The 22,659-nt window shown below is 49.0% G+C and carries 17 protein-coding genes and 1 tRNA gene; 3 read left to right on the top strand and 15 right to left on the bottom strand.

Going from position 1 to position 22,659, the window contains the following annotated elements; genetic code table 11:
• Positions 1 to 35 precede the first annotated feature (35 nt).
• Positions 36 to 884: a class B sortase gene (locus H8705_RS07455; protein ID WP_262395205.1), complete on the top strand. Its 849-nt coding sequence runs from the start codon at positions 36 to 38 to the stop codon at positions 882 to 884.
• 166 nt (positions 885 to 1,050) lie between these two features.
• Here the strand turns inward: H8705_RS07455 and H8705_RS07460 are convergent, their stop codons facing one another.
• The 9 genes from H8705_RS07460 to H8705_RS07500 all read right to left on the bottom strand — a co-directional run bounded on the left by H8705_RS07460 (position 1,051) and on the right by H8705_RS07500 (position 12,340).
• Positions 1,051 to 2,505, bottom strand: coding sequence for an ATP-binding cassette domain-containing protein (locus H8705_RS07460; RefSeq protein WP_262395206.1), 1,455 nt, complete (start codon positions 2,503 to 2,505; stop codon positions 1,051 to 1,053).
• A gap of 22 nt (positions 2,506 to 2,527) precedes the next feature.
• Entirely contained in the window at positions 2,528 to 3,544 is a 1,017-nt protein-coding gene (locus H8705_RS07465) for a sensor histidine kinase (protein WP_262395207.1), read from the bottom strand.
• A gap of 23 nt (positions 3,545 to 3,567) precedes the next feature.
• Complete coding sequence (locus tag H8705_RS07470) at positions 3,568 to 5,160, bottom strand: response regulator (RefSeq protein WP_262395208.1); 1,593 nt, start codon at positions 5,158 to 5,160, stop codon at positions 3,568 to 3,570.
• Between the two features lie 198 nt (positions 5,161 to 5,358).
• A complete protein-coding gene (locus tag H8705_RS07475) occupies positions 5,359 to 6,174 on the bottom strand; it encodes an N-acyl homoserine lactonase family protein (protein ID WP_262395209.1) in 816 nt (271 codons plus the stop codon).
• 42 nt (positions 6,175 to 6,216) lie between these two features.
• Positions 6,217 to 7,209, bottom strand: a complete 993-nt coding sequence (locus H8705_RS07480) for an ABC transporter permease (protein WP_262395210.1) — start codon at positions 7,207 to 7,209, stop codon at positions 6,217 to 6,219.
• Complete coding sequence (locus H8705_RS07485) at positions 7,209 to 8,741, bottom strand: sugar ABC transporter ATP-binding protein (RefSeq protein WP_262395248.1); 1,533 nt, start codon at positions 8,739 to 8,741, stop codon at positions 7,209 to 7,211. The genes H8705_RS07480 and H8705_RS07485 overlap by 1 nt, the downstream gene beginning before the upstream one ends.
• A gap of 122 nt (positions 8,742 to 8,863) precedes the next feature.
• Positions 8,864 to 9,997 carry a substrate-binding domain-containing protein gene (locus H8705_RS07490; protein ID WP_262395211.1) on the bottom strand — a complete coding sequence of 378 codons (1,134 nt, stop codon included), beginning with the start codon at positions 9,995 to 9,997 and terminating at the stop codon, positions 8,864 to 8,866.
• 245 nt (positions 9,998 to 10,242) lie between these two features.
• Positions 10,243 to 11,457, bottom strand: coding sequence for a Gfo/Idh/MocA family protein (locus H8705_RS07495; protein ID WP_262395212.1), 1,215 nt, complete (start codon positions 11,455 to 11,457; stop codon positions 10,243 to 10,245).
• A 94-nt stretch (positions 11,458 to 11,551) separates the two neighbouring features.
• The gene (locus tag H8705_RS07500) at positions 11,552 to 12,340 is read right to left on the bottom strand and encodes a hypothetical protein (RefSeq protein ID WP_262395213.1); all 789 of its coding nucleotides are present in this window, start codon (positions 12,338 to 12,340) and stop codon (positions 11,552 to 11,554) included.
• Between the two features lie 145 nt (positions 12,341 to 12,485).
• Between H8705_RS07500 and H8705_RS07505 the strand changes: the two genes are divergently transcribed.
• A complete protein-coding gene (locus H8705_RS07505; RefSeq protein WP_262395214.1) occupies positions 12,486 to 15,677 on the top strand; it encodes a UvrD-helicase domain-containing protein in 3,192 nt (1,063 codons plus the stop codon).
• Positions 15,678 to 15,869: 192 nt separating this feature from the next.
• Here H8705_RS07505 and H8705_RS07510 read toward each other — a convergent pair whose 3' ends face one another.
• The 5 genes from H8705_RS07510 to H8705_RS07530 form a co-directional block, all read right to left on the bottom strand.
• Entirely contained in the window at positions 15,870 to 16,202 is a 333-nt protein-coding gene (locus tag H8705_RS07510) for a hypothetical protein (protein WP_262395215.1), read from the bottom strand.
• Positions 16,203 to 16,645: 443 nt separating this feature from the next.
• A tRNA-Leu gene (locus H8705_RS07515) sits at positions 16,646 to 16,732 on the bottom strand.
• A gap of 384 nt (positions 16,733 to 17,116) precedes the next feature.
• Positions 17,117 to 18,328, bottom strand: a complete 1,212-nt coding sequence (locus H8705_RS07520; RefSeq protein WP_262395216.1) for a cofactor-independent phosphoglycerate mutase — start codon at positions 18,326 to 18,328, stop codon at positions 17,117 to 17,119.
• Positions 18,329 to 18,344: 16 nt separating this feature from the next.
• Positions 18,345 to 19,838, bottom strand: coding sequence for a threonine synthase (thrC, locus tag H8705_RS07525; protein WP_262395217.1), 1,494 nt, complete (start codon positions 19,836 to 19,838; stop codon positions 18,345 to 18,347).
• Between the two features lie 389 nt (positions 19,839 to 20,227).
• A complete protein-coding gene (locus tag H8705_RS07530; protein ID WP_262395218.1) occupies positions 20,228 to 20,401 on the bottom strand; it encodes an Arc family DNA-binding protein in 174 nt (57 codons plus the stop codon).
• A 105-nt stretch (positions 20,402 to 20,506) separates the two neighbouring features.
• Here H8705_RS07530 and H8705_RS07535 point away from each other — a divergent pair, with 105 nt between their 5' ends.
• On the top strand, positions 20,507 to 20,758 hold the full coding sequence (locus H8705_RS07535; protein ID WP_262395219.1) for a hypothetical protein: 252 nt from the start codon (positions 20,507 to 20,509) through the stop codon (positions 20,756 to 20,758).
• Between the two features lie 158 nt (positions 20,759 to 20,916).
• Here the strand turns inward: H8705_RS07535 and H8705_RS07540 are convergent, their stop codons facing one another.
• The gene (locus H8705_RS07540) at positions 20,917 to 22,659 is read right to left on the bottom strand and encodes an NADH-dependent [FeFe] hydrogenase, group A6 (RefSeq protein ID WP_262395220.1); all 1,743 of its coding nucleotides are present in this window, start codon (positions 22,657 to 22,659) and stop codon (positions 20,917 to 20,919) included.

The following is a 22,659-nucleotide window of genomic DNA, read 5'->3' on the forward strand; positions in this document are numbered from 1 at the left end:
TTTTTTAAAACGGCTGTTTTATTGATAGGAGGTTTATGATGATTGCAAATACAAAAAGAGGATTAGCGCTTGCGCTGGCTATATGTTTTCTTTTGTGTCTATCTGGCTGCTCCGGAAAAGACGACAAGCAGCCGCCGGCTTCTTCCCCTTCTGGAGAATATGATGAAAACGGCGGTTTTCGCCCGTCTGTACCTGATAGAAAACAAGAACTAACTCAAGCTGTCCAGGAAAACGGCGATTCTGTAGCTTGGCTTACTCTTCCCAATACAGAGATTGACGACGTGGTAGTCCAGGGAGAAAACAATGAATTTTATCTGCGTAAGGACGCGAAAAAAAATTACTCCTACGCCGGCTGTTATTATATGGATTATGAAAATACGGTAGGGGAAGATGAAACCGATTTTTCCCAGAACACCATAATTTACGGGCACAACCTAGGAAAACCTATGGGGGTAAAGGACGATCCCAATGGGGATAAATTTGCCCAGCTGTTAAAACTGACCTACCCGGAAACAGCTAAAAACACCCCTTATATTTTCCTTACTACAAAAAACGGCGAATATATTTACGAAATCTTCGCGGTATTTTACAGCGAAGCGATGACTAAACCTGTTCCTTATCACCTGGTAAATTACAGCGAAGACGATTTTAACGAACTTATTGAGGACGTCAAATCCCGCTCTTTATATCTTTACGATACCCAGGTATCTGCCCAGGATAAGGTTCTGACTCTATCCACCTGCTCTTATAAGTACGGAAGCTACAGCCAAAATCCCGATCAGCGTTTTGTGGTCATGGGCCGGTTGGTACAGGAAGGAGAACCTTATTACGAACAGGCCCAGATGATGGTAAACGATATGCCCCGGGAGCCGGAGTTTGATTAAAGTTTCCGCAGCTATTTTTCGGCCCTCTGGCCTATCCCCGGCCATGGCTGTCAAAATAAGGCCTTTTGCAGGCCGGCGCCCCCAAAACCTGAAAGGTTTTGCCGCCAGCGGCGGGAGCAAATCTTTGATTTGCCGGGCGCGGCTTTAAAAAAACAGCCTTCGGCCTTTAACAAGCCGATGGCTGTTTTTCAATTAATTCTCCTGTGATCCGGTTGTTTTTCATTACATATACCCGGTCGCATACCTTGCGGATCTCGTTGGGGTTATAGGATGTGTAGATGATCCCCATATTCCGCCGCTTGGCCGCGCTGATAAAATCATAGATGCTGTTGTGCATCAGCATATCAATTCCGGAAAAGGGGTTTTCCATCACCACGATATTCATCCTGGCTACTATCCACTTATAAAGGGCTACATTAAGCTGCGTCCAGTTGTCCGCGTAATGAATATCCTGATGGATAAGCGCCGGATCGATTCTCATGGTTTCCACAAAATTCTTTACCGCAAACTTTTCCAGCGCCACATTCAGCAATCCCCCTTTTTTCTGAAATCGGCTCAGGGCGGCAATGGTCAGATTGTTTCCTAAGGAGAGATTGCGAAATAAACTGTTTTTATAATAACCGATATACCCGATCCCGTGTTCAATCATCGACCGGCTGTCCATGGGCAGGCGCAAAGGGGTGCCATCCAAGGTGATCTCTCCGCTCCACACCGGCGCCAGCCCCCGAAGCAAGCGTACGACAGACGCACATTCTCCATCTTCATCCAAAAAACCTACGGCTTCCCCTTTTTTTACATAAAAGCTAATATCCGCAAGCTCAGAGGTGTACACGCTGTTCACCCCTAAAAGCACCTGATTGCTTTGCGCGATGGGCCGTACCTGCCCTGCGGTAAACTCCTCCCCGATAAGGATTTTTTCAATCCGCCCCGAATGAAAATCCTCCTGAAAGAAAATTCCTTCCTCCCGGCCGTTTTTCAGCACTACAATCCGATCGGCAAGGCGGGTAATTCGCTCCAGCTTGGATTCAATAATAATCAGCGAAATCCCTTTTTCTTTCATTTTTTCTAAAAAGAGCGCCAAATTCCAGTATTCCCGGTCGGTGTAATTCATCATAATATCATCTAAGATAACCACTTTGGCCTTATCCGCTACCGCCCGGGTCAGCTCCACTATATGGCACTGGGCAAGAGAAAGATCTTTCCCCTTGGCGCTGGGGGATAAATCCACCCCCAGCTCCCCCATCAGACTTTTTGTAATAAAATTGGTAAACTTGGGGCGTATAAACCAGCCCTGCTGTTTTTCTGTGGGAACGATGCATAAGTTTTCCGCCACGGTACACGCCGGAAAAATATTGGTTTTTCCCTGAATACAATAGATTCCATACCGATGGGCATCCTCCACCGAATGAATAGAAACCGGCTTTCCCTGGACATACACCTGTCCCTGGCTCACCTCGTCCAGCCCGCATAGCGCGTGGGCAAGGGTTGTTCGCCCAGAACCGTTTAACCCTACCAACCCTAGGAACTCCCCTTCATAAAGGCTGAAATCCAGGTTGTTCAGCACCAGGCCGCCATGTTTTATTTTTGTAAGGCCCTTGCACCGCAAGATTTCCTGTTTCACTGTTTCCCACCTGCCGCTCCCATTAGCTCTGTTTTTTCGGCAAACTGATCTCCACCGTAGTTCCCGCGCCAGGGGCGCTGTATACCTTCAGCCCGTATTCCGAGCCAAAATAGAACTTGATCCTCTGATTTACATTAATCATAGCGATCCCCATATTTTTTCCCTTTGAGCCGCTGGAGGGAGAACCTTTGCCCTCCATAGCCTGCTGAATTTCCTTCAAACGCCCTTCGCTCATTCCCATACCGTCGTCCATAATATAAATCATCAGCCGGTCCTGGGTAGTAAATGCCCGCAGGGTTATCGTCCCGGTTCCCATTTTTGTTTCCAACCCGTGATGAATCGCATTCTCTACAATGGGCTGGATCGTCAGGATGGGCAATTTATAAGAAAGAACGCTTTCCTCTTCAATGCGTTTGACAAACACAAACTTTTCCGGGAAGCGGTACCGCTGGATTAAAAGATAGTTTTGTACATTTTCCAGCTCTTGGGCAAAGGTAGCCATTTCTCCTGCCTGACTGATACTGTAACGGAATAGGGTAGCCAGCGCTTCGGTCATCTCCGCAATTTCAGTGGATTGGTTACTGATGGCATGGCTTCGAATCGTCTCCAGAGTATTGTATAAAAAATGGGGATTGATCTGGCTTTGTAAAGCGTGCATCTCCGCCTGGGACTTCAGCATCTGGGAAGTATAGTCGTTATGCAGAGCGGTAATTACCCGGTTGATCAGCCGGTCCAGCTCCGAACCTTCCCCAATAGCGTCCCGTTTATCATAGTCATCCTTGGTCTGCTGCAGATCGCTGGCCTCCACAATCGCCGCCAATTTTTCCAGTTCCCGAATGGGAAAAAGCAGCTCTTTAATTTCATAATAAAATACCAGCGCATGGCCGATCATCAGGCAGGCGGCTAAAATAAGCAGGGTGGCGTGATCCCGGCTTCGGAACATCAATACCACAATTACCGCCAGGGCCGCCACAGAAAGAGCCGCGTCAATGAACAAAACCAGAGCCGCTTTTTTGCTGGTGTTTGTATTTTTTATCACGCCGGGGCCCCCCTTCTTTTTCCTTAGGAGTAAAACTTACGAAATTCCACAGGTTTAATTCCCACTGTTTTTGTAAACAGCTTGCTGAAATGCTTCGCGTCGTTATATCCCACCATCCGGGCAATTTCCGCGATTCCAATGGAAGTTTCCTTTAACAGCCTTTTTGCCTGCTCTATCCGTACATCCGTAAGATAGGTGGTAAAGCTCATTCCCGTTTCTTTTTTAAACAGGGAACTGATATAGACCGGATTTAAATACACCAGCTTGGCCATATCCTCCAAAGCAATGCTTTCCGCATAATGTTCCGCCACATACTGCTTAATTTGGCGGATAGGTTTGCTGTCCTGGTTCTGGCGGGTCTGCACACATTTTTCCAATATCTCTTCCGTGCGGCGGCAGACCGTCTCCTGAAGCTGGGGCACCGTATAGCAGCTGTCCAGCTCTTCCCATACTCTGCTTTCCTGGGGGAAGGGGACCTGGGGCGTGATCTTTTTCACTTCCTCGTAAATCGTCCCCAGCATCTGCTGGCACAGACCGTATAGTTTAAAATTGTTTTTTTCCTCCCGGTTTTCCGAAATTACCGACCGCACTGCCGCTAACGCTTCTGGAATATCTAAAAGTTCCACCGCCCTGGAAAGACGGGCGGCCTTTGCCGCAGCCAGCGCCGGCTCCTTCTGACGCTGGATGGGAAGCCGGTCGTATAAGGTGACGTTTTCCGGGCCGAAGTCAATTCGATTGCGCAGGGCGATCACCGCGGTAGTATAAGAATAGGGGAGCTGATGCAGATCGGAAACTACCGCTCCCACTCCCACAGAAATATCAAAAAAATCATATTGATAAAAGTCGTTGCGCATCAAATCGGTAAGATATGCCTTTTTTTGTTCCAGTGTCTGGTGGCGTCTGTCCGAAAAATTAATCAAAATATATCCGCTGGGACCTCGGCAGACGCTTTCCGCATCAAAACAGTCCTCCCGCAGCTTGCGCATAAATTTTTCCACAAACACCTCAGAAACAGAGGAGTAAGCGGGCTTTTCTCCGCTGGCGCCGGTGTAGTCCACCTTTACCGCTATAACGCAGAAGCTCCCGGCAAAAAAGTTAAAAATATGCTCCATGGCTTCCTGCTGGACCGGATTAATCTCCCGACGTTCGATAATCTCCCAAAAGGTATTTTTGCGAAGCAGGGAATTGCTTACATCCAGCCGCTGCTGAATTTGAATAACCTCATTTTTCTGATTCATCTCATGCGCTACCTTATCGCTGATGCGGGAAAGCAGCTCATTGAGTTCCGATTTTTTAATCGGTTTAAGCAGATAGTCGATTACCCCAAATTTCAGGGCGGCCTGGGCATACTCAAAATCCCGATAGCCGCTGATTACCGCAAAAGCGGTTTCCGGACGCACGGCCTTTACCTTTTCAATCAGCTCCAGCCCGGTGAGCCCAGGCATACGGATATCTGTAATAACAAAATCCGGCTTCTTTTCTAAAATCATATTATAGGCGTCTACACCGTTTTGTACCTCGCCTACAATAGTTACCTCCACCAGATCATAATCTATTAGATTTTTAATCAGCTCTATTACGCCTCGCTCATCATCCACGATCATGATAGAAAGCACGCGACTTTCCCTCCTCCCGCCTGTAATCCAAGCGACCGCCAAACATCAGCTTTTTGTAGTTTGGCGGCCTTTCAAGACGATTTATATATAAAAATATTATAGCATATTATAAGCACAATAGGAACAACAAAAGGCATCATCCGATAGGAAAAAACTAAGCGGATTATGCCTTTTGCAAAAGTATATTAAGGAGAAAACTTAATCATAGTACCCTTGATCCGATTTAATCAGGGTATCAAACTGTTCGGCGTCGTGTCCACACCAAACTTGAGCGTTATACTCTTTCTGAAGTTTATGAATTTTCTTGATGGTATTAATAAAACCAATCGAATCATACGGGATTCCCGGCAGACGAATGGGCGGCCCAAGATTTACTCTTGTATTGACCGCGTCCGAGGCCAAAATTACATTTCCAGTGTTGGGAAGACTTACCATCAGCGCCAACATCCCCGGCACATGCCCCGGTCCTAAATTGATCACCCGGATTCCGGGCAGAAGCTCAAAGTCCTCCTGATCCGCCGCAACCAGCTCCCAATGAAGCTTGGCGTCAATCCAGTGAGCAATATCCTTGCGGATATAAGGGCCTTCGTCCTGTCCCAGACCATAGTTCTTCATGGTTTCAGTAAATTCTGTCTCATGAACGATAATCCTGGATTTTGTAAAATATTCCAGGTTTCCGCCGTGATCCTCATGCAGATGGGACGCCACTACAATATCGATATCATCCGGCGTGTATCCCAGGCGTTTTAATGTGTTAAGCAGCCGCTGATCCTCCCGGCAATAATGGGGAGTCGCCGCAAACTGAGCGGCAGGCCAGCGGGTGGGGGTATCCGGGTGACAGGCGGTATCGAACAATACCAATCCATCGGGATGCTCGATAAGCGCGGTGTATACCGGGGCTTTTACCCATTCCGCAGGAGGATTTTTATCCGCCGCGGTAGCCTGGTGAGGCATGGCAACCAGACAGGCCAAGTCGTTTTCATTCCAGCCGTTGTCCATAATGTAAAGCTTCATAAGCGCAAGCCTCCTTTATAAATCCATAATGTAAAATAATACTTACTGATTGGAATGGCGTTTTGCAGACAGAGTATCCATGCTGACCGCCACGATAATAAAGGCGCCGATAACCACCTGATGCCACAAGGGACTTACCTGCAAAAGGTTCAGGCCGTTTCTGACGGTAGCCATCAGGATGGCGCCGATAATGGTGCCCACCAGATTGGCTTTACCGCCGCTCATGCTGGTGCCGCCGATAACCGTAGCCGCGATTACGTCCAGCTCATATCCGTTGCCCGCTTCCGCCACTGCCGCTTCCGAACGGGAAGTAAGCAGTATGCCGGAAATCGCGCACAGCAGGCCGGTAAGGGTGTATACCGTCAGTTTTACCCGGTCGATATTAATACCCACCAATTTGGCCGCGTCCTCGTTGCTTCCGATGGACAGGGTGTAGCGTCCCAAACGGGTCCGGTACATCAAAATGTAAAAAATACCCAACAGAACTAAAAGGATAATAATCGGGAACGGAACAAATCCGATAAAGCCCTGAGCCAGAAACTGAAACTCAGGAAAGCGCAGGCCGTATACCGGAATACCCTGGGTGTAAACCATGATAATTCCCCGCAGGATACTCATCGTACCCAAGGTGGCAATAAACTCTGCCAAGCGCAGTTTGGTAATCAAAAGGCCGTTGATAAATCCAAAACACATTCCGGCCACCAGCGCGATTATCAGCGCAAGATAAATATTCATGCCGCCCTTAATCAAAGCCGCGACAATAACGCCGCAAATTCCCAGAATGGCGCCTACCGACAGGTCGATGCCTCCCATGGCAATAATAAACGTCATACCGATACCCATGATCGCAACCCACACCGCCTGGCGGATAACAATCAGGATATTGTCCAGCGTAAAAAAGTACGGCGTTGCAATGCTTAAAAAGATAACCAGCACGGCATAAGCCAGCACAACGCCGGCGCCGTTGGCGGAAAGCAGCTTTTTAACCGTTCCCGCAAATTTGTTTTCCTTAGAGAGTTCTACTTGATTTCCCATCAGCAGCTCGCTCCTTCCGTATCATCCGCAGAATCATTGACAGAATAGTATTTTATCTCTTCCAAACTGGCGCTCGCTGCGTCCAGCACCTTGTTGATTTTGCCGTTTCTAACTACGATAACCTTATCGCAGATCCCCAAAACTTCCTCTTCTTCCGAGGACACCATGACTACGCCCTTGCCCTGCTGTACGTATTGGGTGATCAGTTTATATACCTCAGTTTTTGCGTTTACGTCAATTCCGCGGGTAGGCTCTTCCAACAACAGAATGTCTGGATTGGTCTGCATCCAGCGGGCCAGCATTACCTTCTGCTGATTGCCCCCGGACATCCTGGAGATCAACTGAGACGGGGTGTTTACTTTAATGGAAAAGTCCTCCACACATTTGCGCGCAATCGCAGTTTCCTTTTTCGTGCTCACCAGCCGGTTGGTTAAAATCTTTTCCATGGAGGCGATGGTAGTGTTCCACGCCATGGATTGGATGGGGAAAATGCCTTCCACTTTACGTTCCCCCGGCAAAAAAGCAAATCGATTGTTCATAGCGTCCCGGATATTGTGAAGTCTCAAACCTTTTCCTTTGTAAACAATCTCCCCGGCGTCATGAGGACACAAACCGAACAACGTGCGCAGTATCTCATTTTTACCGCAGCCTTCCAGTCCTACAATACCAATAATTTCTTTTTCGTGCAAGGTAAAAGAAATATCTTCATACTTTTTGCGGCTGGAAAGATTTTTTATCTCCAGCAGGGGCCCGCCCAGTTCAAACTTCACTTTTGGATACTGATTTTCTACTGATTTACCGATCATCGCGCTGATCAGGTCGTTCATATTGATATCTGATGTTCTTTCATCCAAAGCATTATGGCCGTCCCGAAGCACTACTACACGATCGCAAATACTCATCACCTCATCCAAGTGATGGGAAATAAAGATAATCGCCTTGCCTTGGGCTTTTAAATCCCGCATTACCTTGAAAAGCTGCTCTTTTTCTTTTGTCTCCAAGGTGGTCGTAGGCTCATCCATGATAATAATGCTGGCGTCGGAATATACCGCGCGGGCAATCTCTACCAGCTGACGCTGCGCCAGAGGAATTTCTTCAATCCGCCGGGTCACATCCAAATCTACTGATAATCTATCGTTTAACACCTTATGGGCTATCCGGTTCATCCCTTTGATATCCAAAGGCATGATCAGCCCTTTATGGTTTTTATATCCAATTTCATTATGCATAAAGATGTTTTCCGCAATGGTCATTGTGGGAAACAGGCTTAATTCCTGGTAAATCGTACGGATACCCAGTTTTTGAGCGTCTTCCGCATCTTTAATATTGACTTTTTTTCCGTCGAGGATAATGTCTCCTCCGTCTTTGGGATAAACACCGCATAAAATTTTAATCAGCGTAGATTTTCCCGCTCCGTTTTCCCCCATCAACCCTACGATTTCCCCACGGTTTAGTGTCAGATTAACCTTTTCCAGCACAGGAACGCGGTTAAAACTTTTTTCAATATTCTCCATGGAAAGAATCGGTGTCATATTCTCCAAGCAACTCGCCTCCTTTTATTTAGGAACCTGGCGTGAGATCCGGTCTTTTGCAGGTGGCGGGGCCGGACAACGCCAGCCCCGCCGCCTCAGTAGACAGATCTTAACTTAACAGATTATTCCTCTACTTTTTCACGAGGAACATAGATGTAGTTTTCAACATCGAAAGTATCGATGTTTTCCTGATCATATACTACCAGAGTGGAGTTAATCTCTTTTTCCACTTCTTTGCCCAGGACTACATAATCTTTGATCGCTTTGATAATATTGATACCCATTTCTTTGGAAGCGGTATCAACAGTACAGGTCAGCTCGCCTGCTTTGATGGATTCATAACCGTCTTTGGTGTTGTCGTAACCAGCGATTTTGATCTGATCCAGCATGCCTTTGGCTTTTACCGCGGCAACTGCGCCCAGAGCCATTTCATCGTACATACCAAAGATAAAGTCGATATCCGGATTAGCGGTAATGATATTTTCAGTTACAGTCTGGCCTTTTTCACGGGTCCAGTCAGCCGCCTGAGAAGCGACGATCTGCAGATTATCATGACCTTCCAATGCGGATTTGAAGCCTTCCAAACGCTGGGTGTTCAGAACGCCCGGGAAACCTTCCAGTACAGCGATCTGTACGTCAGGGGTATCGCCGTATTCTTCCACTACCCATTCGCCGATGCTCTTGCCCGCGTCAAACTGGGAGAAGCCTACGCTGGTGATATACCATTTGTCTTCCGGAGCCAGGGTAGCCATGTTAAACAGGAATACCGGGATTCCCTTTTCCGCCGCCGCTTCAATATAAGGAAGCATCGCTTCTTCATTTTCAGTGGAGAGGGCGATCGCGTCTACATCCTGCTGCAGCAGATTTTCAAGGATGTTGGTCTGCTCCTGGATGGTGGAGGTGTTGCTGGAAGGAGCCTGAACCAAAAACTCAGCGAATTCTTCGCCGCCGTTGCGGTCGATTTCTTCTTTACATCCGCTGATAACCATATCATACATGGTGTTCATAACAACCGGTACGAAAGCAATTTTAATGGGTTTTTCTTTTGTGGTCGGCGGCGGAGCCAAGCTTTCCGCTGCGCCATCGTCCGCAGGAGCCGCATCGTCTGCAGGAGCTGCATCGTCGGCGGGAGCCGCGTCGGAAGCGGGAGCGTCAGTAGACGGAGTGTCCGCTGCGGGAGCCTGATTGGATGTTTGACAAGCCGCCAGAGAGAGGGCCATTGTCAAAGCAAGTACTAAAGCCAATAATCTCTTCATTTAAAATTTCCTCCTTTTTAATAAGCAGGGGTGTTTAAAACACGTATTTAAAACACCGCGCCCTGCTTTGTCCTACTCATTATAGATGACATCTCCCTCCGCTTCAATGCGCCCCTTTTAAGATTTAGGGGGGTGATTTTAACATCTTTTTATTCATTTTTTTCTTTTGTTCCAACAATTTTATTTATTTTTTGTGCAGCATGTATAAAAAGCCATCCGGTCGATTGGACCGGATGGCGGTTAAATTATATTAAATTTTCCTCGATAAAGGCCCGCGGCCTTTCACACCGGCTTTCCAGCGAAATAAACCGGCTGTCCTGCCCGCTGCGGTGGAACCCTTCCATAATCTCCAGCACATGCAGCCCCAGCCGCCCGCCGGCCCTGGCGGGCTCTCCCCGTTTTATCGCCAGCGCCATTTCAGTCAGCCCCAATCCCCGGCTGTTTTCCCAATACTGATTTGCCATTGAAACCTGCCCGGGCGTGGGATCCACGGCGCTTCGGAGGAGCACCGGTCCCTGGTAGGTGTTGGGGTCAGGCCCCACTATAGTGCCTTGAGTTCCATAAATCTCCAAAAAGGGCAAAGGGGTTTCCCACACATCAAACGTGGTAATAACCGTGGCCACCGCCCCTGTTTCAAAACGGATGGTCCCGGTGATATGGGTGGGTACCTCCACCGGAATGGACTGTCCTTTTCTGGGTCCGCACAGGATAGTGCGCGTCTCAAATCCCCGGCTAGTCATGGCCGCTACCTCTTTGGCCGGGCCCAGCAGGGAAACCAGCGCCGAAATATAATACGGCCCCATATCAAACATCGGCCCGCCGCCGGTGAGATAATAAAAATCCGGATTTTGATGGGCTCCTTCCCAGCCGTGGCTCATCATAAACGCGGTGGCCGCCAGCGGTTTTCCAATGGCCCCGTCATCAATCAGCTTACGGCAGGTCTGCAGTCCCGCCCCCAGGAAGGTATCGGTGGCGCAACCGATATACAGGCCTCTTTTTTCCGCCAGTTCCAAAAGCCGCTTGCCTTGGGCATAGCTTAAGGACAGGGGCTTTTCCGTATAAATATGCTTTCCGCCCAAAAGCGCTTTTTCGCATATTTCAAAATGGACCCGAGGGGTGGTTAAATTCAATAAGATATCAATTTGCGGGGAATCGATCATCTCCTGGGCGGACATCACCTTTGGAATATGGTATTTCTCCGCCTGAGCCGCGGCCCTGTCCTGGGAAAGGTCGGAAACCGCCATCACCTGGACAGCATGGCCGAACCGCCCGGTCAGGTTGGTCAGGTAGATGTCGCTGATCATCCCGCAGCCTACAACGCCAATTCTTGTTTTTTCCATCATAAGATCTTCCCTTCTGTCATAGTTTGTGTGCCCCTGTTTACAGGCAGAACTATAGCCCCCTGCGATCATCGGGAACACAGCCTGTTTTCCGATGATCGGGAGCCGGCATACAAACATATCAGGGAATTCTCATCCATATCATTATTTTATCATGCCCGCGGGGCAATGTCCAGAAAAAAAGCCGGAAGACCCTCTGGTCTCCCGGCTTTTTTCAATTTTCTGTCCCTACAGGCGCAGGCAGTCCGGAAACTCCCTCCTCATAAGGCCACACTTCCCAGGCGGTGGACTGGGGAGGAAGGCTTCTGGTGGAAGCCGGGTCATGAAAAACCGCTACCTTTTTGCCTACATAGGCGGCGGTGCTGTCTTCAGGCGCCAGATAAAATTGGGTGCTTTGATCATAATGAAACAGATATTCTCCGCCGCCGTCCAAAATGCTTTCCACCAGCAAATCCCCTTGGGAGGCATTCTGCGGATCAGAAGTCGCTTGCGTTATCGTGCCGCAAAACAAAACAAGCTCCGGAGCAGGCAGCTTGTTTACCGCCGCGGCGGTTACCAGAGGAATCTGGTCTTGGGAGGTCTGGGGAATTTCTCCCCCATAATATACCTCCAGATAAGTACCGTTTCCTATCTGCTCACTTTCGTCATAACCCAGCTGAGTGGCGCTGTCCAGGGCGACCTGAAGCCTGGGCGCGCCGAAGTCTACCCCTTCCAGCTGATTTAAAATCCAAACGGTGCGGCCCTGATCGTCCACGGCAAAATCTTCCACAACTCCCCGGTACATTCCCGCGTCCGCCACATACAGGCGTTCTTGACTGCCGGCGGTTTCCTCCTCAAGGGGCTCTTCCTCTTGGGAAGAGGGCGCTTCTTGGGAGGACGCCTGGGAAGAGCCGGCGGCGCTGTTTTCCTCTTCTGGAGCGGCGGTCTGACCGGCGCAGCCCACCATTCCCAAAACTATCGCCGCGCCCAGCAGCAGGGCATACATCTTTCTTTGTAAACTCATATGTTCATTCTCTCCTATCTTGTTCTCAACCTATTGCTTTTGTCTGTAAAGACGTTCATATAGTGCGCCGAATTTTCAGAATTCTTGCATCCCGAAAAAAAAGAGGGTATGATAGTATTATTAAAAAACAGATGAGGGAAACGCCATGTTTATTGCTGATCTACATACCCATTCCAAGTATTCCCGCGCCACCAGCCGGGAATGTATCCCGGAATATCTGGATCTGTGGGCCCGCCGCAAGGGGATCGATCTGATTGGAACCGGGGATTTTACTCATCCTGCTTGGCGCCAGGAGCTAAAAGAAAAGCTCACCCCTGCCGGTCAGGGGTTATATCAGCTGAAAAAAGAGTTTGTTCTGCCGGATGATACCGCCGGCGCAGGCGCTTCGCCTCATTTTATCCTCAGCGGGGAAATCAGCTGTATCTATAAAAAGAACGGCCGGGTGCGCAAGGTGCACAATGTGATTTTGCTCCCCTGCCTGGAGGCGGCCGAGATCCTTTCAAAAAAACTGGAGAGAATTGGAAATATCCATTCGGATGGGCGGCCGATTTTAGGCTTGGACAGCCGGGATTTGCTGGAGATTGCTCTGGAAACCTGTCCTCAGGCAATTTTTATCCCCGCCCATATCTGGACGCCTCATTTCTCTTTGTTTGGAGCGTTTTCCGGGTTTAATACCATAGAGGAGTGTTATGAGGATCTCACCCCTTATATCCACGCCTTGGAAACCGGTCTCTCTTCCGATCCCCCTATGAACTGGCGGCTGTCCGCTTTGGACCGTTTCACCCTAATTTCCAATTCGGACGCCCATTCTCCCCAAAAACTGGGGCGGGAAGCCAACATATTTGATCTGCCGCTGTCTTATGACGGTCTGGCTCAGGCGCTGCGGGACAAAGAAGGGTTTATGGGGACGATTGAGTTTTTTCCAGAGGAAGGAAAATATCATTTGGACGGCCATCGAAAATGCAGCGTCTGTCTTTCCCCTTCCCAAACCGCATCTCAAAACGGCCGGTGCCCGGTATGTGGGGGCAAGCTGACCATCGGGGTCCTGCACCGGGTGGAGGAACTGGCCGACCGGGAGGAAGGATTTGTCCCTGAAAATTCCAGGCCTTATGAAAGCCTCGTGCCCCTGCCGGAAGTGATCGCCGCCTCCACCGGTCTTACCCCCATCAGCAAAAAGGTGAATACATGGTATGGGGCGATGCTCCAAACTCTGGGGCCGGAGTTTTATATTCTGCGGCAGGCCCCTTTGGAGGAAATTCAGCGGTTCGCCGGTCCCTGTATCACCGAAGGGGTGCGCCGAGTGCGGGCCGGGGAAATCACGGCTCTTCCCGGGTATGACGGAGAGTTTGGAAAAATCCAGATTTTATCCCCTGAGGAAGTCGAAGCTTTTTCGGGACAGACAAGTCTGTTCGGCGTTCCTGCTGCAAAAAAGAAAATCATTTCCAAACCCTCTCCACTCAAAAAGGAAAAAAGCGCCCCAAAAGAGAACAAGGACGCTAAGGCTCCCTCCCTTCTTTTTGGCTTAAACGACCAGCAGCAGGCGGCGGTCAACAGCACCTCTCCTGTTACTGCGGTTATTGCCGGGCCGGGTACCGGCAAAACTAAGACCCTAATCGCCCGGATCGCCCATTTGATCCAGGAAGAAAAGGTTCCCGCGTCCCGGATTACCGCCGTTACTTTTACCAACAAAGCCGCCCAGGAAATGCGCCAGCGGCTGGACGTTCATTTTCAAGGGAGGCGCGCGGCCAAAAACGTCACTATCGGAACCTTTCACAGCGTATGTTTGGAGCTGCTGGGGGATGTGAACATCCTGGGGGACGCGGACGCTTTGACCCTGGCTCATCAGGTCCTTCAGGAATGTGGACTTAAGCTGTCTGCCAGGAAATTCTTATCCCTGGTTTCCCAGAGAAAAAACGGCGTTTGCACGGAACATTCTCCCCTGACGGACAGCGCTTATGAAGCCTATGAAGAAAAACTGGCCCAGTACCAGGTGCTGGATTATGACGATATTCTGCTCTGTGCCCTTGCCCTGCTGCGGCAGGGCAAAGAAACCCGCACGTCTTTTACCCATCTTTTGGTGGATGAGTTTCAGGATACGAACCCTTTGCAGTTCCAGCTGATAAACGCTTTCAGCCAGCAGAGTAAAAGCCTGTTTGTTATCGGCGATCCGGATCAGTCCATTTATGGCTTCCGAGGCGCCGGTGCCCAGTGCTTTGAGCGCCTGGCCCAGGAGCGTCCCGATTTGGAAACCATCTATTTGTCAGAAAATTACCGTTCTACCCCCCAAATTCTAAGCTGCGCCCTGCCGGTCATCGCTAACAATCACGAAGGAGTTTCCCCTCATTTGACCGCCCAGCGGCCGGCGGGGGCAAAGGTTTCTTTTGTAAGGGCCGGCGACGAATTTCAGGAAGCGCTTTTTATCGCCAAAGAAATCAACCGGATGGTCGGCGGTATTGATATGCTGGACAGCCAGTCTCTAGCCGGAGGCAAACGGGAATTTTCCCGTCCCATGGCCTTTTGTGATATTGCTGTGCTTTATCGGACGCACCGGCAGGCGCAGCTGCTGGAAAAATGCCTTTCCATTGAGGGAATCCCTTATGTGCTCACCGGCCGGGAAGATTTTCTGTGCGAGCCCTTGATCCGGGGGAGCGTCGGCTTCTTCCGCTTTCTGATGAACTCAGGAGACCTGCTTTCTCTTTACGCCTGCCTAACGGAAGTGATGGGTCTGTCCCAAAAACAAGCGGAGGAAGTCACGGACAAATTTAAAAAAACCGGGAGTTTTCCCCAACAGACGCCTCCGCCTGCTGGAATGGAAAAATTTCTTTCCCTCTATGAGAAATTTTCCCAAAAGGCAAACAGGGAAAAGCCTCAAAAGCTTCTGGAGGCCTGGGCACAGGATACCGGACTGGCGGAGGATCCCTCCTTGGAAAAGCTTATCAATATTTCTGTTTTTTATAAGGAGCTGGCTCCTTTTCTGCGGGCGCTGGCCCTGGGCGGCGAGGGAGACGTCCATCGCAGCGCGGCCAGAAGATATTTTTCCGACGCGGTATCCCTCGCCACTCTCCATGGAGCCAAAGGGCTGGAATTTCCGGTGGTTTTTTTATGCGGAGTCAAACGAGGCGTTCTTCCTTTCCAGCTTCCTGACAGGGAAAGCGATCTTTCGGAAGAGCGGCGCTTATTCTATGTGGGGATGACCCGCGCTCAGGAAGAGCTGATTTTATTATCCCCTGGAACCCCTTCCTTGTTTTTGGACGAGCTGCCTGCGCAGGAACTTTCTTTTGAACAGGCAAGGGAATGGAAAGAACCTTCCAGCGGAAAACAATTAAGCCTCTTTTAAAAAAACAGCCGGGGCCTTTCGGCCCCGGCTGTTTTTCACTTTTTATTTTCGCAATATAGGTCTCTATCATGGTTGCTTCTCTGCCCGCAGGCGGCCTGAGCAACGCATATCGTTCGCTAAACATTGCCTACTACAAAGAACAAAGGATTTACCGTAAACGGAAAATAAATTATATATTTGGATTTTTTCATATCAGTCACCCCATATCAGCTCTGAATTTTCAGCAATAGCAGCATAGCTAATCACCGATCCGTCTAATTTAAATTCACCATAATATATCTGATCAATTTCATCTTTTTCCCCTAAACAAAAGGTATCTTTAAAATCATCTTTTTCAAAAATTGGTTGAATATATTTTGACCACGGTGTTTCGTAATAGTAAAATATTGCTATATTTTTTTCCTTTCCATTGATTGTTGCTTTTGAGGGCGCAAGAGATACTGTTCCTCCTAAATTTTCGTCTTGATAGGTAGCATAAAGTTTACCATCCGCTATTGTATTTGCTGAAGAATTACAAGCAAACAACTATTTAAAAATAATGGAATAGAAGTATTCGCCCGCAGGCTCACGCTTGCGGGCTTTTTATTTTCCGGTGAGATTATTCCTCACCTTTCGGTGACACTTCTGCGACAAGGCTGTTTTATTGGTTATTTCGGTACAAGTGTCGTAATGGTGTCGTAAATTAATACTAAAACAACAATCCCAAGAAAAGAGAAAACCCGCCTTACATAGCCTAAACTGGCTTGTAAAGCGGGGCTTTGCGTGTCCACCGGAGATAAAAAAGACGCCTCGCGCCGCAGGCAGGCCCGCAAAAGGTTGATAGCGGCAGGGAACCGCCGCGAGGGCGTTTACAACCGAGCAGGCGAGCCGAGCGTGACCTTTTGCGGAAAAGGAGGAGCAGCGGCATGAGCGCGCTGCGATTTTTTCAATAAAAAATCGGAGCAAGCGATATGAAGCTTGCTCCGACGTGGTGCGGATAACAGGACTTGAACCTGCATGAAGTTGCCCTCACTAGAACCTGAATCTAGCGCGTCTGCCAATTCCGCCATATCCGCATACTTTATTTTCAAGGATAATCATGCTTGATTATTATATCATCCCCCGTCAAGCTTGTCAATACAAAATCTTGCGGTATCATCCAGCAAAGATTTTCGGTTTTCGCTCCGCAGAAAGTCTATTTTTCAAGTATTTGAAGGCCATCGCACAGAAGGCCCGAAAATTTAATTTTCTTGCTCTTTTAAAAGAAATCCGGTATTGGGGGAACCCATAAAATACATATCTCCCCAGCTTCGACAGTCAGAAAGGAGATCCTTTCCAGCGGTTTTGGAGGGTGTGAACGGCCGTCCGACGGTAAAAAGGGACTGGCTCGCCTCATCCGCTTTTTAGACTGGCGGCCGGCCCCTTTTTCTCAATCTAAAGGTCCTTATCTCTTTTCTGTTTTATCCTTTGATCAGACGATCCATCATAGTATACCCGTTTTCTACAAACAGTCCCGTTTCCCCGGAGAGAAGCTCCGTATATCGGGAAGTAAAAGGGGTCCCATGCTGGAAGCTGCGGTAAAGCACAAATGGCACCGGCTCAGCCGTATGGGTACGGATGTCCAGCGGCGTAGGATGATCCGGCATTAACAGGATAGAAAATTCTTCCCCATCCTCCCGCATGGCCCCAATAACCGGGCCTAAAATCTCTTCATCGATCTTTTCAATGGAACGTACTTTATTTTCAATCTCATGGCGATGTCCACATTCATCCGGCGCTTCTACATGGATATACACAAAATCATACCCATTTCTCAAAAGGTCAATAGCCGCCTGGCCTTTGCCTTTAAAATTGGTGTGGATATTTCCAGTCGCCCCTGGAACATCCACGCTTTTCAATCCGGCGCAAATGGCGATTCCTTTGATTAGATCCACCGCAGAAATTACCCCGCCCTTAATCCCATATTTCTCCTCAAATGAGGATAAGGCCGGTTTGACTCCTTCTCCCCAAAACCATACGGAGGTGGCCGGATGGAGTCCTCTTTCTATTCTGGCTTTGTTTACCGGGTGGTCTTTCAGCAGCTGGCGGGAACGTTTCATCATATCTAAAAGCAAATCCCCATATCTTCCCTTAGGCAAATATTCAGCGATCGGCCTGCCGCTGATATCATGGGGAGGAGTACAGTCGCTTCCTGTTTTAGCGTCTTTTAACACTAAACAATGACGATAGCTGATCCCAGGGTACAAATTGCATTTCTCATTTTTAAAATGGTCGTTTAAATAGTTTACGAGAATCGTGGATTCCTCTGTAGAAATTTCGTCGCAGGAATAATCCACCATGCTGGCCTGCTCATAGTTTTGGGCGTCGGATAAGGTAACCAGGTTGCACCGGAAGGTAACGTCAGAGGGCTGCAGTTCAATACCGATGCTTACCGCCTCCAGGGGAGAACGTCCAGAATAATAAATAGCCGGATCATATCCCATCACAGACAAATTAGCCGTATCGCTGCCCGGCGGATACCCTTCCGGAATGGTTTTTACCATCCCCACCGTCCCGTTTTGAGCAAGAAAATCCATATTCGGTTTTTTTGCCGCTTCCAGCGGCGTTTGATCTCCCAGCTGAGCGACAGGATAATCTGCCATCCCATCCCCCAGCATGACAATGTATTTCATCTTCTCAGGCTCTCCTTTATTTTACGTCCAGCCAGCCGGCTACCGCGTCTTTCATCTTCTTTGGTTCCACCACAGCGGTAAACCGCTCCTGTTTATTCTTCAGCTCTGTCAGCGCCGGCGGCGGAGTCCGTTGGGTTTTTTCCGCCAACGCCCACAGCAAATCAAAGTCATCCCCCTGAGGTTTTTCCCCCAGGGCGGGCAGCACGCTTCCCGCAAATTTAAAGGGGCTGGCGGTGGACGCGATTACCGTAGGGGTCTTATCCCCGGTCGCGGCCCGGTATTCTTCATACACCCGTACAGCTACCGCCGTATGAGTATCGCAGAGATATCCGGTTTTTTTATAAACTTCTCCAATGGTTTCAAACGTTTTGCCATCGTCGGCGCAGCCGCAGGCAAACTCCGCTTTTATCTTCTCCCGGAGAAGATCGTCCACGGTGTATCTGCCGCAGGATACCAGTTGATTCATCAGCTCCCGGATTTTTTCATCTTCCTGGCCGGAAAGCATAAATAACAGCCGTTCCAAGTTGGAGGAAATCAAGATATCCATGGAAGGAGAAGAGGTCAGATAAAAATCCCGGTTTTTATCATAGGTGCCGGTGGTGATAAAATCGGTGAGCACATTGTTGCGGTTGGAAGCGCATACCAGCATATTTACCGGCAGACCGCAGCGCTTGGCAAAATAAGCCGCTAAAATATTGCCAAAGTTACCGGTGGGCACTACAATATTAATCTTATCCCCCAGGGCTATTCGTCCGGCGAGCAGCATCTCGCAATAAGCGGAAAAATAATACGCGATCTGCGGAGCCAGGCGCCCCCAATTAATCGAGTTGGCGGAAGAAAGCAAAAAGCCTTTTTCATCCAGCGCTTTGGCGAATTCTTTGTCAGTAAAAATTCGTTTTACTCCATTTTGCGCGTCGTCAAAGTTTCCTTTGGCCGCGAATACCATTACATTTTCCCCGGTTTGGGTGGTCATCTGCAGCCGCTGGATATTGCTGGTGCCTCCCTCGGGATAAAACACGCAGATTTTTGTACCCGGTACGTCGGCAAAGCCCTCTAGCGCCGCTTTGCCTGTATCCCCGGAAGTAGCTACCAAAATAACCACCGTTTTATTTACGCCGTTTTTCTTTAAAGAGGCGGTCAGCAGGTAAGGCAGCAGCTGCAGGGCGAAATCTTTAAAAGCGCAGGTCGGCCCGTGGAACAATTCTAAAATATTTGCCTGGGCGTCCAGGCTGATTACTGGCGCCACTTCTTTCGGCGGAAATTTTTCCCGGCGGTAAGCCTGGGAAATGTATTCGGTCAGCTCTTCCTTGGTAAAATCGGTGAGAAAGGCGGACAGCACCTGCGCGGCCCGGCCGATATAATCCATCTTTGCCATGGCCTGGATCTCCGCCAGAGAAAAGGACGGGATCGTCTCCGGCAAAAACAATCCTCCGTCTTTTGAAAGTCCGGCGACAATTGCCTGGGAAGAGGAAATTTTTAGGTTTTTATCTCGTGTGCTTATGTAATCCATAATCACAATCTCCTTTAAGCCTGTCCTTCATATGAGGACAGTTGTTTTTCACCATATTACTATATCATATTTGTTGAATATATACAAGAGTACCCAGGGGAATTTTTAAGAATAGGCCCCCCAGCCCCCTTCAAAACTTCATAATAACAAGCAAAGCCGGGATCCCTCCGATCCCGGCTTTGCCGTTATTTTAAGTTATCCCTGTAATAACACATCCGCCAAAACCCTAAAAAATTCAGCAAAACACAAAAGTTTCATATCCATTACAAACCTCTTGCCGCTTTCCATGCGCTGAATCGCATTTTTATACCTATAATCACCCATGACATTTTGTTGTTGTCATTTGGAATTGGACTCGCCGAGTTTATTTGTATGACCCCGGACTCCTGTTATTCTTGGTCTTTCGTTGGAATTTCCCCGTGCTCCTTTTCAAACTCCGCGACATGGCGGCGCACCAGACAAAGCAGCTCTTTATTGACCGATCTGCCTTCAAAATCAGCAATATAATGGAGTTTTTCCAGCAGTTCTTCCTCTATTCTCAAAGAAAAATCTTTTATCTTCATAATAAGCTCCTACATCTATTTATGAGCTTATTTTAAGCTTAAAAATATGATATAATCCCAATATGAGCTCGTTTTGAGCTCACTAAATTTTAAAGAGGTGATTTTATGGACGAAAAATTGGCCTGCGCCCTGTTTGCCAAGGCCCTGGAAAACCGGCATGCCCAGCTGACCTTTTCCCTTGATTTTGATTTGTCACAGGCGATGGAACAAGAGAGCGTGCGGGTCCTGGAGGAAATCAAAAATATCCTGGAGAACTTTTCCTACGACGACTTTATGTGTGTGGAGGAAATTACACAGCTGTTTGCCGCCAAGCTGGGCTGCCTGCTGGAGCGGCATAAAGAGGAAGATCTCTGCTAGCCTGCGGCAAGCGAAAGTTTTTGGGGCGCCTTTTTGAAAAAACGATTTTTTAGCCCGCCCTTTTTTAAAGAAGGCGGAAGGTTTGGGGAAAGGGGCCCCGCCTAAAAACCCCCGCTCTGGAAACCAGAGCGGGGGTTTTTATTTTATACGCTACGCACTTAGAAGTGGGATTTCGCCACATAAGAAGTATGGAGAACTTCATGGGCCTTATGGCCTCCGATTTCGCCGAAGAACTCTTCGTAAATCTTTTTGAGGCTTTCGTTTTCATGGCTCTTGCGAACCGGCTTTCCTGCGTCCGCCTTATACAAAGCGGCAGCGCGCAAGGCTTTAAGATCCACAAAGTTACGAACATGAGCAGGCTGTACAGGCTGGCCGCCGCCGTTGACACAGCCGCCGGGACATCCCATAATTTCAATGAAGTGATAGTCCGCTTCGCCCTTCTTAACCTTTTCCAGAACCTTCTTGGCATTGGACAGGCTGGAGGCGACGCATACCTTAACTTCCAGATCGCCCACTTTATAAGTGGCTTCCTTAATTCCCTGGGTACCGCGCACTTCCTGGAAGTTCACATCACCCAGTTCTTTTCCGCCGACCCATTCCGCGGCGGTGCGCAGAGCCGCTTCCATTACGCCGCCAGTAGCGCCGAAGATAACTGCCGCGCCGGTGGATTCTCCCATCGGGTTGTCGAAATCTTCATCAGGCAGGTTGACAAAATCCAACCCGGCGCGACGGATCATGCGGGCCAGTTCCCGGGTGGTGATAGCGATATCCACATCCGGTACGCCGGCGGCATCCTGATCTTCCCGATGGATTTCATATTTCTTCGCGGTACAAGGCATTACGCCTACCACTACTACATCCTTCGGGTCCCAGCCCATCTTCTGGGCGTACCAGGTTTTGCAGGTGGCGCCGAACATCTGCTGGGGAGATTTACAGGTGGAAAGATTAGGAATAAACTCCGGATAATAATGCTCGCAGTAGTTGATCCAGCCCGGGGAACAAGAGGTAATCATCGGCAGAACTCCGCCTTTGGTTACCCTTTCTACAAATTCATGGGCTTCCTCTACAATGGTCATATCCGCGGCCAGATCGGTGTCAAACACCTTATCAAAACCTAAGCGGCGCAGGGAAGCGACCATTTTTCCGGTAACGTCGGTGCCGATAGGCATATCGAACGCTTCACCCAGGGTGGCCCGAATCGAAGGCGCGGTCTGTACAATTACATGTTTGGTAGGATCATTGATCGCCCTCCAAACCGCTTTGGTATCATCCTTCTCAGCGATCGCTCCAGTAGGACAAACCACAATACACTGGCCGCAGGAAACGCAGGCAACCTCATCCAAATTCTGCTCAAACGCGCAGCCGATATGCGTATTGAAGCCGCGTTCATTTGGACCGATGACGCCGATTCCCTGCCATTTGGCACAGGCGGCGACACAGCGGCGGCACAGGATACATTTATTGTCGTCACGGAACATATGAACCGCGCTGTCATCCTTTGGATATTCCGGGTTTACACCATTATATTTATCCTCATCGTCCACTTTGAAATCTTTACAGAGTTTCTGCAGCTCACAGTTGCCGCTGCGTACGCAGGAGAGGCATTTTCTGTGATGGGTGGAAAGGATCAGTTCCAGCGTAATCTTTCTGGAAGCGAATACTTTCTTGGAGTTGGTGAGGACTTCCATGCCTTCCGCCACCGGATATACACAAGCGGCAACCAGGCTTTTCGCGCCTTTGACTTCCACAACGCAGATACGGCAGGCGCCGATGGCGTTGACGTCTTTTAAGTAACACAGGGTGGGAATATGAATACCGGCAGATCTTGCGGCTTCGAGAATCGTAGAGTTCTTCGGCACGGACAAGGGCATACCGTTAATTTTAATATTTACCATTTCCAT

The organism is Youxingia wuxianensis (genome assembly GCF_014385085.1).
Lineage (GTDB): Bacteria > Bacillota > Clostridia > Oscillospirales > Ruminococcaceae > Youxingia > Youxingia wuxianensis.

Excerpts from the sequence above, each read along its gene's own strand:
- H8705_RS07495 (WP_262395212.1), bottom strand. The coding sequence starts at position 11,457 with ATGTTTGTATGCCGGCTCCCGATCATCGGAAAACAGGCTGTGTTCCCG.
- H8705_RS07530 (WP_262395218.1), bottom strand. The coding sequence starts at position 20,401 with ATGAAGATAAAAGATTTTTCTTTGAGAATAGAGGAAGAACTGCTGGAA.
- H8705_RS07500 (WP_262395213.1), bottom strand. The coding sequence starts at position 12,340 with ATGAGTTTACAAAGAAAGATGTATGCCCTGCTGCTGGGCGCGGCGATA.
- H8705_RS07485 (WP_262395248.1), bottom strand. The coding sequence starts at position 8,741 with ATGACACCGATTCTTTCCATGGAGAATATTGAAAAAAGTTTTAACCGC.
- H8705_RS07540 (WP_262395220.1), bottom strand. The coding sequence starts at position 22,659 with ATGGAAATGGTAAATATTAAAATTAACGGTATGCCCTTGTCCGTGCCG.
- thrC (WP_262395217.1), bottom strand. The coding sequence starts at position 19,838 with ATGGATTACATAAGCACACGAGATAAAAACCTAAAAATTTCCTCTTCC.
- H8705_RS07505 (WP_262395214.1), top strand. The coding sequence starts at position 12,486 with ATGTTTATTGCTGATCTACATACCCATTCCAAGTATTCCCGCGCCACC.
- H8705_RS07490 (WP_262395211.1), bottom strand. The coding sequence starts at position 9,997 with ATGAAGAGATTATTGGCTTTAGTACTTGCTTTGACAATGGCCCTCTCT.
- H8705_RS07480 (WP_262395210.1), bottom strand. The coding sequence starts at position 7,209 with ATGGGAAATCAAGTAGAACTCTCTAAGGAAAACAAATTTGCGGGAACG.
- H8705_RS07535 (WP_262395219.1), top strand. The coding sequence starts at position 20,507 with ATGGACGAAAAATTGGCCTGCGCCCTGTTTGCCAAGGCCCTGGAAAAC.
- H8705_RS07455 (WP_262395205.1), top strand. The coding sequence starts at position 36 with ATGATGATTGCAAATACAAAAAGAGGATTAGCGCTTGCGCTGGCTATA.
- H8705_RS07475 (WP_262395209.1), bottom strand. The coding sequence starts at position 6,174 with ATGAAGCTTTACATTATGGACAACGGCTGGAATGAAAACGACTTGGCC.
- H8705_RS07520 (WP_262395216.1), bottom strand. The coding sequence starts at position 18,328 with ATGAAATACATTGTCATGCTGGGGGATGGGATGGCAGATTATCCTGTC.